The following is a 16,530-nucleotide window of genomic DNA, read 5'->3' as shown; positions in this document are numbered from 1 at the left end:
TTCGCAGTAAAAATAGGGATTATTCTACCTTAAAATCACAAATTTTCTACTTCCGTGTCAGCTTCAGGCAAGTAGTAAAATATTATCTACGACTTCAGACCTAGAAACCAAGGATCAGAAATCAAAGGGACGGTTCACCGTGTAGGCACCGCGGCGTAGCAGGTACCATCTACCAGATAACAATGCGGAAAAGATGTTAACACGTTAACGGTTATATTACCAATTTGGAATTATAATGAAGGAGAAATACTACTCTTCTGTGACATTGCTTTACTAATTATGAAAGGAGGATATTAAGAGATAGGTTTACGATAATTTTGTAAGCGAATTCAACAATACGACATCTAGGTCAAGATAACACAAAAGATGAATGATAAGAATAAAGGGTATGATCAAAGGAGATGTTTTAATGAGCCAAACTTCACATGCTAAAGATGGATATTCGAAAAGCCCTACAGATTTTAATAATGAACTTACAAATGAAAATAAAGCAATTCCCGGCATTACCTTCCTTGTGGTAATGTTGTGTTGGTTTGGCATGTTTGCAGAAGGTTATGACTTGGCAATATATGGTGCTGTCCTTCCGACATTAATGGACGATCCAGCATGGTCCTTGTCTGCGGCGGCGGCAGGTTCTATCGGAAGCTATGCCCTCATTGGAATGTTAATAGGGGCGGTGTCTGTAGGGACTATTACTGACATTTTGGGGCGAAAAAAGATTATGATCTTTTGTCTATCGCTATTTTCTGTCATGATGGCTCTATCGGCAATGGCACCCTCTCCTGAATTATTCGGATTATTCCGTTTTATTGGAGGGATTGGATGTGGTGGGATTATTCCAACAGCATCTGCTTTAACCATTGAATATTCCCCTCTTAAACGCAGGTCTCTGATGTATGCGATGATGTATACAGGGTACGCATTTGGCGGTGTTTTCTCAGCCTTAGTCTCAATGTTTTTCCTTGGTGAATATGGCTGGCGATTAATGTTTTTTGTTGGTGCAGCACCGATTCTTGCTGTTCCTTTAATGATTAAATTTTTGCCGGAGTCCCTTGATTTTCTTGTAGCGAAAGGCAGGTACGCGGGGGCAACGCGGATTGCGAATCGCTATCATATTTCCATTGAATCGATAAAGGAAAGTCAATTGAATAATAAGCAGGAAACGCAAAGAAAAACGAACAGGGTTGCAACACTTTTTTCAAAACAGAATATTCGGGCAACCTTATTTTTCTGGGTTACTTTCTTTTTGGGTTTATTTATGATTTATGGATTAACAACATGGCTGCCGAAAATGATGAGGGTGGCCGGTTACCCACTTGGTTCAAGTCTCGGACTTTTGTTAATGCTCAATCTTTCAGCGGTTGCCGGGTCTCTTTTAGCTGGTGTCGCAGCAGACCGCTGGGGTTCAAAAAAAGTGATCAGCATTTCCTATTTACTAGCAGGAATTTCCATTGCCTTATTAAGCGTAAAATCATCGATGATCATCGTTTATTGCCTTGTTGGATTCGCAGGTTTTGGAACAATCGGTACAACGCTGATCCTAAATGCGTATATTTCCAAATACTTTGATGCCGAAAACCGGGGTACAGCTTTAGGATGGGCACTTGGGTTCGGCAGGATTGGAGCTATTATAGCACCTATTCTGGTTGGATTATTTATGTCCTGGAATTTTAAACTCTCGACGAACTTTTATGTCTTTGCTTTAGCGGGGATCCTTGCAGCGTTATCGATTTTATTTATACCGAAAAATAGAAACGGAGAAATTTAGAGTTTACTAGGGCTGACCTATAAGTAAATGTTTTCTTATAGGTCTCACGCCCTTTTCATTTTATTTCAAGTTTTATAGAACAAATGCTAAAATCCGGCGCCATTTGAAATGGCCCGGACAAAACGGTTGGTAAATTTTTACCAATTTGGTTTCTATATTATGTGGTACAACTATATTTAGAAATTACTAACATTTAAGTTTCTTATTACTTAATCTCATCATTTTTGTTGTTCATACACATAACCAAATTGATATAATAGTGATTCTTCTCTATGCCTTCCAATCAATTGAAAACCAATCGGAAGTCCATTATTTGAAAAACCACAAGGTACAGAAAGACTTGGGTTACCGGTATAATTCGTTGGAGAGGTCAATCCTAAAAGTGCCTGCCTAACAGGAACAAGTTTTCCTCCAAACATTACCTCCCTTTGATTAATATCGGTTGGCAGTATTGGGAGAGTCGGAGTAACTAAAATATCGACTTCCTCAAAAACTTGATTATACAGGCTTGTTAAAGTGTTTCTTTTTTGCTGTGCGGCAACGTACTCAGCAGAAAGAATTGTCTTACTTGTTCGTAAACGTTCATATACCTCGGGGTCATACTCTGAACCGTGATCTCTTAAATTTTTTTCATGGACAGCATTGGCTTCAGCTTGAATCGTAATGACTTGCTCTCCAGCAATCTCTTCTATACCTTGAATTTCTATCTCTTCTATAATTGCACCTTGCTCTTGATATACATTTATGACCTCGTTTATTGCTTTCGCTACTTCTTTATCAATGTTTCTGAAATAGAAGGAAGGAAGACCGATTACTTTCCCGGAAATGCTCTTTCCTATTAGACGGGTATAGTCCTCTTTTGATTGATTAATAGAGTAAGGATCCTTTTCATCAAATCCAGCCAATATATTTAATAGAACTGCATTTTCCTTTACTGTTTTCGTCATGGGGCCTGCATGATCTAGTGAATTTGCGGTGGGGTATATGCCATACTTACTGATTACACCATAGGTGGGCTTCATTCCTACAATTCCACAGGCAGAAGAGGGAATTCTAATGGAACCTCCCGTATCTGTTCCTAATGCAGCGTTAACCATGTCTGCAGCTATTGCTGCTGCTGAACCACTACTTGAGCCGCCAGTAATTTTATCTGGGTTATGAGGGTTTCGGCAAGGCCCCCAAAAAGACCTATCTCCTGTTGGGCCATACGCAAATTCATGTGAATGAGTTTTGCCGATAATTATAGCACCAGCATCTTTTAATTTTTGTACGACCGTTGCATCATAATCAGGAACAAAATTTTCATATAATTTTGATCCCATTGTTGTTCGAATTCCTTGTGTAAATATGACGTCCTTTATAGCAATGGGAATTCCATGAAACGGTCCTTTTACTTTCCCCTTGCTGATCTCCTCTTCAGCAAGAGCTGCGGCAGCTAAAGCTTCTTCTTCACAAATCGTAATAAATGCATTGTAAATAGAATTTTTATTCTTAATTTTATTTAAAGATTCTTCGACAATTTCTTTAGGCGATATTTTTTTATCTGCCAATGATTCAGATAATGATAAAAGATCCATAGATACCTCCATGTTAGAATCACCGCGGTTTTGCTTAGGTCCCCCTTCATCTTGTGAGCAATCGAACGATCACTCACAAAATGAATTGGTTACATAGGTTGAATTAACTCCCTATTTTCTGGAACTTTTTCGCAGCATAATCCAATAAAGTCTTTTCATACTTCGTACCCCATGCAGCATTATCTTCCCAATATCTAGGCTTCATTGGGAAATCCTCATGCCATGGCCGCGGATCAAAATACCCTAATCCTGGGATTAATTGATCCATATCAATAAATAACTCTACTAAGTTGCCATCCGGATCATGATGATAAGCAGCGATATTATGACCAGCCGTATGCCTTGTCGGACCCCAAACGATTGGGATATTATTTTTCGCTAAAATATCGAAGCTTTTGTATTGGTGGCTGGCATCTCTTAATTCAAAGGCTATGTGATATAGATTAGATTGCCCCACTAGCTTACCAAGATTTGAAACATTCATAACATGATGATCGTTATTACATGTAAGAAAGTTCGCCCGCTCATCAATACGATCAGTAAAAGTGAAATTCAGCACTTCTTGATAAAATGCAGCTGTCTTCAATGGGTCCATGGAACCTAAAGCAATATGACCTAATTTATTTGGAACAATTCCATTTTCTTTAAAGCGCGGAGCCGGTGTGTCCATCTCTGTGTAAAGATGGACAGTAAATCCATCAGGATCTTTCATTTCAAGCATTTCTGGCACACCTGGTTGTGCATCAGATTTTAGTTCGGCGGTGATACCTTTTTGTTGTAAAAGTTTTTTGGCTCCATTAAGTAAAACATCCTTATCCAATTGGAACCCCAAACTTAGTAAGTTACTTTCATTTGTCGGGGTTAAAACGATGTTGTGGTGGTCAAGACCCGAGCTGAAATACCTCTTTCCTTCTCCATCTACTTCCATTAACGTAAATCCTAACACATCAGAATAATAATGTTCCATTCCCTCGATATCTTTAACAGCAAGTTCCACATAACCTAGTTTACTAGGCTTTAGCATATGAAAAACTCCTTTCAATAGAAATTAAAATTAGTTTTATTCAGCTTTTACCTTATTGGAAAGCGTACCAATCTTGCTTACCTCTACCTCTACTTTGTCGCCATCCTTTAAATAAATTTGTGGATTTCTTTTGTCACCCACTCCTCCTGGTGTTCCTGTTACAATAACGTCACCAGGATTAAGAGTAGTGAAAGTAGAAATGAACGCGATTAATTCAGGAATAGAGAAAATAAGCTTGTCTGTTGATGATCTTTGCATGACTTCCCCGTTCAATCTAGTTTCTAGGGTTAAAACCTCACCGTCTTTTATTTCATCTTTTGTTACCATCCATGGTCCAAAAGCTCCGGTTCCATCAAAGTTTTTCCCTGGACCCCATTGTTGAGTTCGAAGCTGCCAATCTCGAATGGATCCATCATTATAACAAGAATATCCGGCTACATAGTCCAAAGCCTCTTCCTGCTTAATACGTCTTCCGCTTTTCCCAATAATAACGGCAATTTCTCCTTCATAATCAAATCTAAAAGATTCTTTCGGAAGAATTAAATCATTTTGATGGCCAATTTGTGAATTAGGCACTCTTAAGAAAATAATCGGGAATTCAGCTTTTTGAACACCGACTTCATCTATATGTGCGTGATAATTGAGACCTACACACACAATTTTTTTCGGATTTGGAATGACCGGTAAAAATGAAATTTGCTCTAAAGTATAGTCGATTTGATCAGTGGAAATATTGATTCCCTCTGCACCACTTTTTTCAATAAAGGATTTAAGATCCTCATATTTGTTATCAAGTCTCTTTTTAAGATCGATCACTCCTCCATCAGTAAAAATTCCAAAACTTTCAGTATTCCCATAACTAAAGCTTGCTAGTTTCATTTTTGAAATCTCCTTTTAGTAAAAAATGATTATATTCTTATTTAGTAGATTTGATTTTTCAGTAGGCTCTACACAGTTTGTTTATAAAATTCTCCTGGGATCGGGCCAAAAACTCTACGATGGTAAAGCATAGGATCTTTCTCATTATTGATTTTAAGATCTATCACTTCGCCAATTAATACAGTATGGTCTCCAGCTTCGATTGCTTTATATGTTTTACATTCAAATACACCCAGAGCATCCTCAATGATTGGTAGGCCATTCTCAGAAAGCTCCCACTCACATGTACTAAATCGGTCAGGATGTTTAGTTGCAAAGGTTTTACAAAGCTCTACCTGTTCTTCAGCCAATACATGGACTGCAAATTTTCCGCCTTCAGTATATGCTTTAAGCGAGGATGATCTGTGGTCAACAGACCATAGAAGCATTAAGGGATCAAGCGAAACAGATGCAAATGAATTAGCTGTAAGCCCTATCGGATTGCCTTCCTCATTCATTGTCGTAATAATTGTGACCCCAGTTGGGTAGTTCCCCATAATTCGCTTGAATATTTCCTGTTTTTGTCCTTTTTGCATGACTTTCTCTCCTTTAAAAAGTGTTATGAATTTATTTAATTTGTTGTGCTGCCAAATAACCAGAAGTACCACTAAGACCTGGACCAGGGTGCGTTGATGCACCGATATGAAACAAGTTTTTTACAGGTGTATCATGCTTTTTATATTTGGAGGTTGGCCTCCATAGCAATAATTGATCAATTGAGGCGGCACCAGAATAGGGATCTCCCCCTACTAAATTGATGTTATATGATTCTAACTCAGCTGGTGAAATAATTGTTCTGTTCAAAATAAGATCTTTGAAGTCTGAGGCGTGTTTGACTATACGGTTTTCAATCCGGCCTACGTAGGCTTCTATAACCTCTTTTGTATATCCGTTGGATGTATCAATCTCCCCTAAGGCGTCCCCTTTCAGTTCCCTTGGCATCTCTAACAACTGGACCCAAAGCGTATGCTTGCCCTCTGGGGCCCTGCTGGGATCTAAGGCCGTATGCTGCCCTACGGCAATGGTAGCTTCTTTTGGAAGCAGTCCGTTATATGCTTCATTTACGGATTGACTTACACCCATAACCCCACTTGTAACGTTTATCATTGCTGCTTTTTTCAATTCGGGATTTTCCCAATTTAACGGTCCATCCAATGCATAATGTATTTGCATGGATGCGTTGCCATATTTATAGTTCTTAACATCCTTCTGAAAAGACTCAGTGAGGGAAATTCCAGGTAATAACTTTTCATATAATTGATGTGGAGTTACATTTGCAAGTACATAATTGGCAAAATACTTCTGCTTTGGTGTCTTGACTCCCATTACCTGCCCATTTTCAACTAGAATTTCATTGACATTTTCATTGAGCATAAATGTTCCATTATTATTTTCGACAACTCTCATTAATGCCTTGACCAGCCGGTCTCCACCGCCTATCGGAATGGGTGATCCGGCTGCTTCAAGGGAATACACTAGAACCTGAAGCATAATAGTACCTGCTGCATCATTTGGTCCAAGTCCTGTATGTAAAATCCATGGCGCAAAAAGTGCCTTGATTAAATCACTTTTAAAATATTGATCTAGTAATTGATCAGCAGATTTAATCATCGTTCCGACCTCTGTTTTAAATTCCTTAACACCCTTTTTTCTTAACGACTTTAGAAGTATACGTATGGATGACCATGACAGAGGTTCGTTTGTCAACAGTTGAAAGACCAATTCAGAATTCCCCTCGAAATTCTTCATTAGTTCATGATATTTATCACCCTCACCAGCCATAATCTGATTAAAAGTGCTTATATTTTTCTCTCGATCTGTAAATAAAACGACACTTTCATTATTAGGCATAATCACCCCTGTCGGAACTGATGTATTTACATATTTAAGTCCATACCTTTCCAAATCTTCCTTTAGTTCAGCAAAAGCCGGACTCGTTACAAACAATGGATGCCAACCTGAAAATACGTCCGTCTTAAAACCTGGCGACGTTAATTCTTCTGTTTTTATGCAGCCCCCTATCCAATCGTTTCTTTCTAGGACTAACACTTTATGACCTTTTTTTGATAAGATCGCTGCTGCAGTTAACGAGTTGATACCGCTGCCAATTATTACAGTATCAAAATTATTCATCTAAACACCTCCTACCACAGCCACTTTAACGGAATATAGGGTATATTGAAATTTACTATGCTATAGGATTCTCTTCCTCTTAGCAATTACTTTACACAACAAGGAAATTTACTTCTGTTAACAGATTAACATTTTTAAAATTATTTCAATCCTCAGCTATTCATCCTTCATTTTGATCACATTCCTTCTATATATAATTTCTGTTCAGTATTTATGACTTGGTAAAATGAAAAATTAATAGAATTCACAAAGATATGTTAATTCATTAACTTCGAAAGTGTGTTTGATATTTTAATATAAAGTTAAACTAGAAAAACATCACGAAAGAGTAAATGTCAGGAGGAATTTCATTGTATACAACTGGTACAGCATTTTTAGAAGCCTTACAGGAAGCAGGTGTTTCCTATATTTTTGCAAATTTAGGAAGTGACCACCCTTCAATTATCGAAAGTTTAGCAATAGCTAAACAAGAAAATAAGGAATTACCAACTTTGATTACGTGCCCCCATGAATTCGTCGCATTAAGTGCTGCACACGGATATGCCCAGGCGACGGGTGAGCCGCAGGCGGTCATTGTCCATGTGGAATGCGGCACACAAAACCTAGGCGGCGCCATCCATAATGCTGCCAAAAGCCGGGTACCAGTATTAGTTTTTGCCGGTGCTTCTCCATACACCCAGGAAAATGAACTAACCGGAGGCAGAAATGAGTTCATCCATTGGATTCAAGATGTTTTTGATCAGCGCGGAATCATGCGCGGCTATACGAAATATGACAATGAAATACGGACAGGGGCAAATGTGAAGCAACTTGTCCATCGGTCATTGCAAATTGCCAAGAGTGACCCGATGGGACCTGTGTATCTTATGGGACCAAGGGAAGCCATGGAGGAAAAAACCGAGCCAGTTACGATTCAAAAAGAATTATGGGAACCTATTTCCCCTGGAGCGATTCATCCACAAAAGCTCGAAGAATTAATTAACGATTTAGTAGCGGCCAAAAAGCCTCTGATTGTAACCTCTTATTTGGGAAGAAATCCTGAAGCAGTGAAGGAGTTAGTACGTTTAAGCGATCGATTAGCCATCCCAGTCATTGAATCTATACCACACCAAATGAATTTCCCTGCTAATCATTCCATGCACTGCGGCTCTTATTGGAACGAACCTAATCAAGTAGACATTCTTTCCGAAGCCGATTTTGTCCTTGTATTGGACAGCGATGTTCCTTGGATTCCGATGAAAAACAAGCCATCAGACAGTGCCACGGTTTATTACATTGATGTGGATCCATTGAAAGAGCAAATGCCACTATGGTATATCCCATCGAAACGTTTCTTTAAAGCTGATTCGTATACAGCTCTAAAGCAATTGAATGATCATCTTGAAGAGCATGGTACGATTGATCAAAAACTGGTATCACAACGATGGAGTAAATATTCCGAATTCCATGAACGCAAAAAGGAAGAACGGCTGCTTTTGGAGCGAGCAGAAAATGACTTTATTACCCCTGAGTACCTCACAGCATGTGTAAGAGAATTGATGGATGAAGATACAATCATATTGAATGAGGGAATAACCAATTACGGAGTGATTTCCAATCACATTGAGGCAAGCATCCCTGGTTCCTACTATGGCAGTGGTGCGGGCTCATTGGGCTGGAATGGCGGTGCAGCAATCGGCATGAAACTTGCCAAACCAGACAAAACAATTATTAGCCTTACTGGGGATGGCTCCTATTTATTCAGTATTCCAGCATCTGTTCATTGGATGGCCAAAAGATATAACACACCATTTTTAACTATTATTTACAATAACCAAGGCTGGAGAGCTCCCAAAAACTCAACATTAGGAGTTCATCCGCATGGAATAGCAAATGCAACACAGGACTTCTATGTAAATTTTGATCCAACGGCTGATTTATCGACTATTGCAGCTGCCGCAGGCGATGCTCATGCTATAACTGTAAAAAAACGCTCAGACTTAAAAAACGCGATAAAAGCAGGTTTAATGCAAGTTAAAAATGGGCGGGCAGCGGTGATAGATGCTTACATTCCACATGTGTATTCGGATAAAAATGAGATTACCTATGTAAAGGAGACTGTAAAATGATGGTTAAAACGGGAATTTTAGAGGAATTGTTAAAAAACATTGTGGACGAGAAAATTGAAGTTGTCGATCTTACGCAAATCCTGAATGAAAATACTCCTGTCATTCAATTACCAGAACCGTTTAAAAATACAGGCGGGTTTACATTCAATCAACTGTCAAAATATGATGAGAACGGACCAGCCTTTTACTGGAATGACTTCGTTGCCGGGGAACATTGTGGCACACATTTCGATGCCCCTGTTCATTGGATCAGTGGGAAAGATCACGATAGTGTCGATACAATTCCGATGAAAAACATGGTGGGTGAAGCCTGCGTCATCGATATAAGAGAAAAAGCCAAGCAGAACCCAGATTATTGTTTAACAGTCGAGGATATTCATTCATTTGAAGACCAATTCGGAGAGATAAAGAAACATTCTTGGGTATTAATCCATTCTGGCTGGGGGAAATTCGCAGACAATCACGAGAAATTTTTTAATGTGGGAGACGACGGAAGACCTCACACACCTGGAATTACAAAAGAGGCTGCCATTTTTCTGGTTGAGGAACGTGATATTTTAGGAGTTGGGGTAGAAACTGTCGGCACTGATGCAGGGATTGCAGACACTTTTGATCCTCCTTTTCCAAATCACTATTTTATGCTTGGAGCGAATAAATATGGTCTTGCACAATTAACAAATTTAGAAAGGCTGCCTGCCAGGGGGTCTGTTCTCGTGGTGAATCCATTAAAAATCGAAAACGGCAGCGGAAGTCCTGTCAGGGTAGTGGCATTGGTAGAGAAAGAATAATACTAAAAGAGGACATCGCGACTTTTTGCGATGTCCCCTTTTTTATCCAAAAATCTAAACACAATTTACACCACTGCGTTTGACAGAGAGTCTTTATTTAATAATTTTTCGATAAGTGCATTTGTGTCAGTAATGAATATTTTTCGATTTTTAATAGATAGTATGCCGTCAGAAGCCCACCTTTTTAATACTTTATAGACTGTTATCCGCGTTAACCCCACATAGTGTGATAATTCTTGCTGGGTAAAGTTAATTTCTTTACTTTTATACGATTCCATTAAATAGAGAAGTGAGTGGGCAATCTGATAGTCTGTGTCGGCACTTTTTGCATTAATATTATTTAAAAGAAGCCTATGTTTTAAAATAAGTGAGTGGGCTAATAAGGCAATGACATTAGGGTCTTTTTGGGTCATCTCTTCATAATCTTTCTCCGAAAAATAATATAAAACACTGTCTACATGACTAATGGCGGTAGAATAATAAGGCAAGTGGTCCATAGTCTGTTCACCAATTAATAGACCAGGTCCGGCAATATCTAATATTCTCTCATTCTTTTCGGATTTTTCCGAAACAATTTTAATTAATCCTTTCTTTACATAATAAAAGCCGGTTCCTGTATCACCCTGTTTAAAGATGATCGATTTCTCTTTGAAGAATATTCTTTTTCCATACGTTATGTAATTTTCCCATGAAAGTGAAATATCGTTTGCTAATGTATTCAAAGGTAAACACTCTCCTTAAAAATAGTGCATTATCTTGAACTATCCAAATTTCACAAAAGCGCTTTCAATCCATTGAGATTTAAAATTTCAATTTTTTGATTTCCCAGTGAGATAAGTTTTTTCTCAGACCACTTTTGCATAATTTTATAAACGGTAATACGGGAAGTTCCAATATATTGGGCTAAGGAAATTTGCGTAATAGGAACGGTGAAATTATTATATTTTGCGTGGAGCTGCACTAGAAAATGGGCCATCTGTTTTTCGTATGGTTCGTTGATCATGGTAACGGTTTCTGCAAGCAATCTGATCTTGCTGCTTAGAGAATTCATAAAAATCCGTTTCGCTTCTGGATGACTTTTACAAATACTTCTAAAGGCATCAATGGAAAAATGGAACAGGCAGCTAGTGGAATCACATATGGCTGTAGTAGAGTAAGGTTGTCCTAAAATGCCCTGCTCTCCTATTAGGAAACCATCCAATGAATAGTCAATAATTCGAACTTTCCCTTCTTCAGAAAGCAGTAAGATATTCATTTTTCCTTCTGCCAAGTAGTAAAATCCAGAAGCCTTTTCCCCTTGCGAATATAACGTTTCATCTTTCGCTAATACTTTTTTATGACCATATTTTAGATAAGGCTCCCATCCATATCGCACACTCTCTCCCACCTTCATTTTCTGTTTTAAGTTTAAAATGGTATGCTGCAAATTTAAACTCTAAAGTTTAACATGGTGAAATAGTAAAAATTTTTTTAAAGAGTATTCAGAAATTTCATTATCTTAAATTTGCAGTCGCTTGCTGTTCTGTTTTACAATTATAATTATATTAAATATTTTGACTTTTCCAAATTATTTGCTTGAAGAAAAAAAGTATTTATTGCGTTCAAGCATTCATTTCAATAGGAATAGAAATAAGTAGGAGGGGAGTGGACTCGTATGATTGCTTCTGTTAGGCGGGCATGCCAAATTTTAAATTGCTTTACACAGGACGATCCTGTACTGGGAAATGCTGAAATTGCAGAAAGACTGGGATTGAGCACAAGTACTACTCATCATCTGATCTCAACTCTTTGCGATGAAGGAGTTTTAATAAGGGATGTTGACAGAAAGTATCGATTAGGCTGGAAGGTTATTGAGTGGAATAATAACGTGATGTTTCAACAGGATTTTTATAATAAAGCCATTCCTTTGGTTAAGGAATTAACAGAAAGATTCAAGGGAACAGCGCATATTGCAATGTTTGATCAGGGTGATGTGGTTAATGTTCTTAGAATCTCTTCAAAAGACTTAGATGCCGTTCCCACCTATCTGGGGTCAAGAAAGCCTGCTTATTGTACGAGCGCAGGCAAAGCCCTGCTGGCGTACAATGAATCTTACCTTCACAAAACATTAGAAAAAGGATTAGTACGCCAAGGCCCAAATACCATTACTGACATCAAAGAGCTGAAACAAGATTTGGAATCTGTCCGCAAACAGGGATATTCTATAAGCAATAATGAAAATGATACATGTACATATGCGGTAGCCGCTCCGATCCAATCCTATTCAGGAGAAACAATTGCATCGGTTAACCTTGTCGGACCGATAAGCTATATGAAGGGACTCCATCGCAGCTATATCATTCAATGTGTTGTGAACACAGCCAAATCCATATCTCGTGAGCTTGGGTATATTGAGGTGAAAAGTGCGACTACGAAATATTCAAAAAAACTGAATCCCCTTTGAGAGATTGTACTTGATAAAAAGTATCCTTAGAAGACATTTTATGTCTATGCGGATACTTTTTTATTACTCATAGACTAGAATCTCCCTTTTTTACAGCATTATTTGAATTTTTTTTAAAATTTTATGAAGGATTTCATCATCTGGAATCCCCTTATCGAAGTACCTTGGCGTTATAAGTATATTGATAGTACAAGGAAATATTAATTAAAAATAGGAGGGAATATAGAATGGGTATCAGAACCGGGGAACAATATTTGAAGGCATTGCAATCACAAAAGCGGGAGGTATGGCTCCGTGGTGAGAGGGTAACTGACTTGGTCAACCATCCAGTGTTTAAACAGCCAATCAAGGAGATTGCTAGATTGTATGATATGCAGCATGTTCCTCAGTATCAAAGTAAAATCACCCATATTTGCGAAGAGACTGGTGAACGGGTGAATAATGGATTTCTAATTCCAAGAGATGGAGAAGATCTTCAGGCACGCAGGCAGCTATTTGAGGCATGAGCAGAATCCACTTTTGGTTTAATGGGCAGAACGCCGGATTTCTTAAATGTTGTTGTCACATCTATGGCAACAAACGACTGGTTTTTCAGGGAGTATGGAGAACGCTGGGGAGATAATATCATTAACTATTACAGATATATCCGAGATAATGATTTATTTCTTACCCACGCCATCATGAATCCACAAAATGACCGGAGCAAGGCTGCCCATGAACAAGGTGATGAATATACACATCTAGGTGTAGTAAGAGAAACTGCAGATGGCTTGATTGTCCGCGGTGCCAAAATGTTAGCTACGCTTGCGCCAATTACGGATGAGGTGATTATATACTCCTATCCAGGCTTTGCACCGGGAGATGAGAAGCATGCCATTTCATTTGCCCTTCCATTGGATACTCCTGGCTTGCGTATTTACTGCCGCGAAGAGACACAAGATGGAACTCGGTCTACATGGGATCATCCGTTAGCATCAAGATTTGAAGAAATGGATGCAGTTCTAGTGTTTCATGATGTACTCGTGCCGTGGGAGCGGGTTTTTATTAACCAGAATGTAGAAGCAGGAAATTTACTTTATCCTAAAACAGGCATCAACCTTCAGCCATCCCATCAATCAGCTGTAAGAGGATTAGCTAAGCTCTCTTTTGTAACAGACGTGACATGTTCCATAGCAGACGCTATTGGTGTGGATGGTTTCCTAAATGTGCAAAATCAATTATCCGAATTAATTCAGGGTGTAGAGTCAATCAGAGCACTTGCACGGATTGCTGAGTATGAGTATAGTATTACAGACCTAGGAGAAGCACTACCAAATCTTGTTCCACTCGAAACCATAAGGGGATTGCTGCCAAAAATGTACCCAAGGGCCATTGAAATCTTACAGACAATCGGTGCTGGTGGACTTTTGATGTCACCTACCGGAGCAGACTTCGTGAACCTCGAAACAGCTGCAGACATGGAAAAGTATTATGTTGGGCGTACAGGTGTCTCATCGGAAAAACGAATTCGTTTGTTCAAGTTAGCTTGGGACTTATGCGGTGAGGCATTTGGTCAGAGACTACTACAATATGAACGTTATTATTCAGGTGATCCAGTCCGAAAAATGGCGATGTTCTACAATGTCCATAAGAAAAGCCATCCTTCTTATCCGCGTGTGGAACATGCCTTGGAAGAATCACTACTTATGTCAGAGGAAATAAAAGGGAATGGTAAACAGCTAGATTGTTAATCATTCTTACAAAATCAAAAGCAGCTCTTATGTAGGAGGTGGATTAGGTGAAAGTACATCAAACGGATAGTCTTACATTATCAGGGTCAGTAGTGGCAATCGGTGCCTTCGATGGTGTACACCGCGGCCACCAAGCTGTTCTTCGCGAAATGGTAAGGACAAGTCAATCAGCCGGGGTACCAAGTGTTGTCTATACATTTAATCCACCTCCTAGAGCATACTTCCAAGGGGCACAAGTACTGACAAAACCGGAAAAAAAGATCCAGCTCATAAAAAGTTTAGGTGTCTCTCATATCGTTCTTGCAGAGTTTAATGAGAAATACCTTCAGCGGACGGCAGCTGATTTTATTAAAGAGTTATCGCAAATGAAACCCAACAAAGTGATTGTTGGCGATGATTTTCGATTCGGAAATCGGCGCTCCGGGGATGTTTCATTATTAAAAGAACATTTCCCGGTCCAATTGATCAATCCAATTTGTTGCACAGAAGGGAAAAGAATCTCTTCCACGAGAATTAGAGAACTACTGATCCAAGGCAAACAAGAACAGGCGGTTCCGCTCCTAGGATGGACCTAAACATGCTTCAGACATTAAAAAAATCCCCACCTAACTATTAATTAGGCAGGGGATTTTTTTTTACTCCAAATCCAGTCATTTATTCTTTGTAGATTTTCTAAATGCCGTTTTTCGATCTTTTAAATGCAAGCGACAAATAGTCCCACCTTCATGGAGGCGGGACTTGATAGTTAACTTGGGCTCTCTGGGTAGATTGTTCATAGGGGCTCTGGTATTGATTAGAAGGGTCAAATGTAACCGGGCATCGGCGGCACGCCAAGGAATACAGAGCCGGCTCCGTCGTACATGCCTTCGCTGAGGAATGCGTGCTGAGTTACGACCATCGCGTCGCGCAGATAGCGCTGCATCGGGTGCCCGTCGTAAATCGCCGCGGTGCCGGAAAGCAGGTAGGCTGACTGAACGGCACGTGCGCCTTCGCGGGCAACTTGAGTGGCTGCCAGACGCAGCATGCTTGTTTGGTCAACTGAGACACCGTCACCCCTTAGGATCGATTCCCAAGCGGAATCAGTAGCCTCATAGAAGAAAGCGCGCGCCGATCTTAGTGATGCTTCTGCCTTTGCAACGGAGATTCGCAGGTAAGCGCGATCGGCCATCTTCGGTGCACCGGTTATGCTAGAACGGCCACCTGCCATCTGAGTAACCTCATCAAGCGCAGCACGGGCTATACCAAGATTGACCACTGCCAATACCTGTGCGGCATAAGCGATAGATGGATACTGGTAGATCGGCTCTTCAACAGATGGCACACCGCCACGGACAAAGGTCCATTCGTCAGAGACGAAGGCATCTTTCACTCGCGTGTCATGGCTACCCGTTCCGCGCATCCCGATTACTTCCCAGTTCTCGACGATTTCCACGTCCTCGGACATGAGCACAGCGGTGATCGGCTTTCCGCCTTCCCCGGTGCCAATACCGACGCCAATAATGTCTGCCCCCATGCAGCCGCTTGCGAATTTCCAAAGACCGTTCACACGCCAGCCACCCTCGACCCTCTCTGCGGGCTGGATCGGATACAGGCCGCCTGCGAAGGCCACGTCCGGTCCATTTGCGTAAATACGTGCGAGTGTATCGCGTGGCAGGGCTGCTAGGTAGAGAGCAGCAGAGCCGAAGCTCGCTACCCATCCCGTGGAGCCGTCAGCCTCGGAGATGGCCTCGATCAGCTTAAGAAACTCCGATGGTGAGCTGGCATCACCGCCAAAGCAACGCGGCACATGGGCACGATAGACACCCAGTTGCTTTAGTTGTTCTACCATGTCCCGAGGCACGTGCCGCTTCACTTCAAATTCTCCTCGTCGAGCGCGGATTTCAGCCAACACACGGTTGAGTAGGTTCTGATTTTGCATTTCAACACTCATAATTCTTTCCTCCCTATATTTGTTTTCATTTTTATTAAGATCACCCTTTTCTATATTCTGCTCAAATCTATTCCCTCTGAATTAAAAGCCGATTTTCCTAACTAACAAGCG

General features: G+C 40.1%; 13 protein-coding genes and 1 pseudogene. 6 read left to right on the top strand and 8 right to left on the bottom strand.

Annotated features, from left to right (window positions below; all coding sequences use genetic code 11):
• Positions 1–409: 409 nt before the first annotated feature.
• Positions 410–1,768 (top strand): MFS transporter, encoded by a 1,359-nt coding sequence (locus tag BANVL01_RS23490; protein ID WP_082805122.1) that lies wholly within the window; start codon positions 410–412, stop codon positions 1,766–1,768.
• 218 nt (positions 1,769–1,986) lie between these two features.
• On the opposite strand, the gene BANVL01_RS23485 is transcribed toward BANVL01_RS23490, so the two are convergent.
• From BANVL01_RS23485 to BANVL01_RS23465, 5 genes are all read right to left on the bottom strand, one after another.
• Complete coding sequence (locus BANVL01_RS23485; protein ID WP_235845732.1) at positions 1,987–3,357, bottom strand: amidase; 1,371 nt, start codon at positions 3,355–3,357, stop codon at positions 1,987–1,989.
• Positions 3,358–3,448: 91 nt separating this feature from the next.
• On the bottom strand, positions 3,449–4,369 hold the full coding sequence (locus BANVL01_RS23480; RefSeq protein ID WP_066092733.1) for a VOC family protein: 921 nt from the start codon (positions 4,367–4,369) through the stop codon (positions 3,449–3,451).
• A gap of 36 nt (positions 4,370–4,405) precedes the next feature.
• The gene (locus tag BANVL01_RS23475; RefSeq protein WP_066092736.1) at positions 4,406–5,248 is read right to left on the bottom strand and encodes a fumarylacetoacetate hydrolase family protein; all 843 of its coding nucleotides are present in this window, start codon (positions 5,246–5,248) and stop codon (positions 4,406–4,408) included.
• Between the two features lie 68 nt (positions 5,249–5,316).
• Positions 5,317–5,823, bottom strand: a complete 507-nt coding sequence (locus tag BANVL01_RS23470; protein ID WP_066092739.1) for a flavin reductase family protein — start codon at positions 5,821–5,823, stop codon at positions 5,317–5,319.
• 31 nt (positions 5,824–5,854) lie between these two features.
• On the bottom strand, positions 5,855–7,420 hold the full coding sequence (locus tag BANVL01_RS23465) for a phytoene desaturase family protein (RefSeq protein ID WP_066092742.1): 1,566 nt from the start codon (positions 7,418–7,420) through the stop codon (positions 5,855–5,857).
• A 350-nt stretch (positions 7,421–7,770) separates the two neighbouring features.
• Between BANVL01_RS23465 and BANVL01_RS23460 the strand changes: the two genes are divergently transcribed.
• Both BANVL01_RS23460 and BANVL01_RS23455 read left to right on the top strand, forming a co-directional pair.
• Complete coding sequence (locus BANVL01_RS23460) at positions 7,771–9,528, top strand: thiamine pyrophosphate-requiring protein (RefSeq protein ID WP_082805121.1); 1,758 nt, start codon at positions 7,771–7,773, stop codon at positions 9,526–9,528.
• Positions 9,525–10,316 (top strand): cyclase family protein, encoded by a 792-nt coding sequence (locus BANVL01_RS23455; protein WP_066092748.1) that lies wholly within the window; start codon positions 9,525–9,527, stop codon positions 10,314–10,316. The genes BANVL01_RS23460 and BANVL01_RS23455 overlap by 4 nt, the downstream gene beginning before the upstream one ends.
• Before the next feature lie 65 nt (positions 10,317–10,381).
• Here BANVL01_RS23455 and BANVL01_RS23450 read toward each other — a convergent pair whose 3' ends face one another.
• Both BANVL01_RS23450 and BANVL01_RS23445 read right to left on the bottom strand, forming a co-directional pair.
• Positions 10,382–11,038: a Crp/Fnr family transcriptional regulator gene (locus BANVL01_RS23450; protein WP_066092751.1), complete on the bottom strand. Its 657-nt coding sequence runs from the start codon at positions 11,036–11,038 to the stop codon at positions 10,382–10,384.
• Positions 11,039–11,088: 50 nt separating this feature from the next.
• Positions 11,089–11,691 carry a Crp/Fnr family transcriptional regulator gene (locus BANVL01_RS23445; protein ID WP_066148116.1) on the bottom strand — a complete coding sequence of 201 codons (603 nt, stop codon included), beginning with the start codon at positions 11,689–11,691 and terminating at the stop codon, positions 11,089–11,091.
• Positions 11,692–11,970: 279 nt separating this feature from the next.
• Between BANVL01_RS23445 and BANVL01_RS23440 the strand changes: the two genes are divergently transcribed.
• The 3 genes and pseudogenes from BANVL01_RS23440 to BANVL01_RS23430 all read left to right on the top strand — a co-directional run bounded on the left by BANVL01_RS23440 (position 11,971) and on the right by BANVL01_RS23430 (position 15,064).
• Positions 11,971–12,759 carry an IclR family transcriptional regulator gene (locus BANVL01_RS23440; RefSeq protein WP_066092754.1) on the top strand — a complete coding sequence of 263 codons (789 nt, stop codon included), beginning with the start codon at positions 11,971–11,973 and terminating at the stop codon, positions 12,757–12,759.
• Positions 12,760–12,986: 227 nt separating this feature from the next.
• Positions 12,987–14,489 (top strand): annotated as a pseudogene (locus BANVL01_RS23435) (4-hydroxyphenylacetate 3-hydroxylase family protein).
• A gap of 47 nt (positions 14,490–14,536) precedes the next feature.
• Positions 14,537–15,064 carry an FAD synthetase family protein gene (locus tag BANVL01_RS23430; RefSeq protein ID WP_066092757.1) on the top strand — a complete coding sequence of 176 codons (528 nt, stop codon included), beginning with the start codon at positions 14,537–14,539 and terminating at the stop codon, positions 15,062–15,064.
• 227 nt (positions 15,065–15,291) lie between these two features.
• On the opposite strand, the gene BANVL01_RS23425 is transcribed toward BANVL01_RS23430, so the two are convergent.
• Entirely contained in the window at positions 15,292–16,419 is a 1,128-nt protein-coding gene (locus BANVL01_RS23425; protein ID WP_066092760.1) for an acyl-CoA dehydrogenase family protein, read from the bottom strand.
• Positions 16,420–16,530: the final 111 nt, after the last annotated feature.

Source organism: Neobacillus novalis NBRC 102450 (genome assembly GCF_001591805.1).
Lineage (GTDB): Bacteria > Bacillota > Bacilli > Bacillales > Cytobacillaceae > Neobacillus > Neobacillus novalis.
The sequence above is the reverse complement of the archived record's forward strand: the minus strand, read 5'-3'. Positions and strand labels throughout refer to the sequence as shown.

Excerpts from the sequence above, each read along its gene's own strand:
- BANVL01_RS23490 (WP_082805122.1), top strand. The coding sequence starts at position 410 with ATGAGCCAAACTTCACATGCTAAAGATGGATATTCGAAAAGCCCTACA.
- BANVL01_RS23485 (WP_235845732.1), bottom strand. The coding sequence starts at position 3,357 with ATGGAGGTATCTATGGATCTTTTATCATTATCTGAATCATTGGCAGAT.
- BANVL01_RS23480 (WP_066092733.1), bottom strand. The coding sequence starts at position 4,369 with ATGCTAAAGCCTAGTAAACTAGGTTATGTGGAACTTGCTGTTAAAGAT.
- BANVL01_RS23475 (WP_066092736.1), bottom strand. The coding sequence starts at position 5,248 with ATGAAACTAGCAAGCTTTAGTTATGGGAATACTGAAAGTTTTGGAATT.
- BANVL01_RS23470 (WP_066092739.1), bottom strand. The coding sequence starts at position 5,823 with ATGCAAAAAGGACAAAAACAGGAAATATTCAAGCGAATTATGGGGAAC.
- BANVL01_RS23465 (WP_066092742.1), bottom strand. The coding sequence starts at position 7,420 with ATGAATAATTTTGATACTGTAATAATTGGCAGCGGTATCAACTCGTTA.
- BANVL01_RS23455 (WP_066092748.1), top strand. The coding sequence starts at position 9,525 with ATGATGGTTAAAACGGGAATTTTAGAGGAATTGTTAAAAAACATTGTG.
- BANVL01_RS23440 (WP_066092754.1), top strand. The coding sequence starts at position 11,971 with ATGATTGCTTCTGTTAGGCGGGCATGCCAAATTTTAAATTGCTTTACA.
- BANVL01_RS23425 (WP_066092760.1), bottom strand. The coding sequence starts at position 16,419 with ATGAGTGTTGAAATGCAAAATCAGAACCTACTCAACCGTGTGTTGGCT.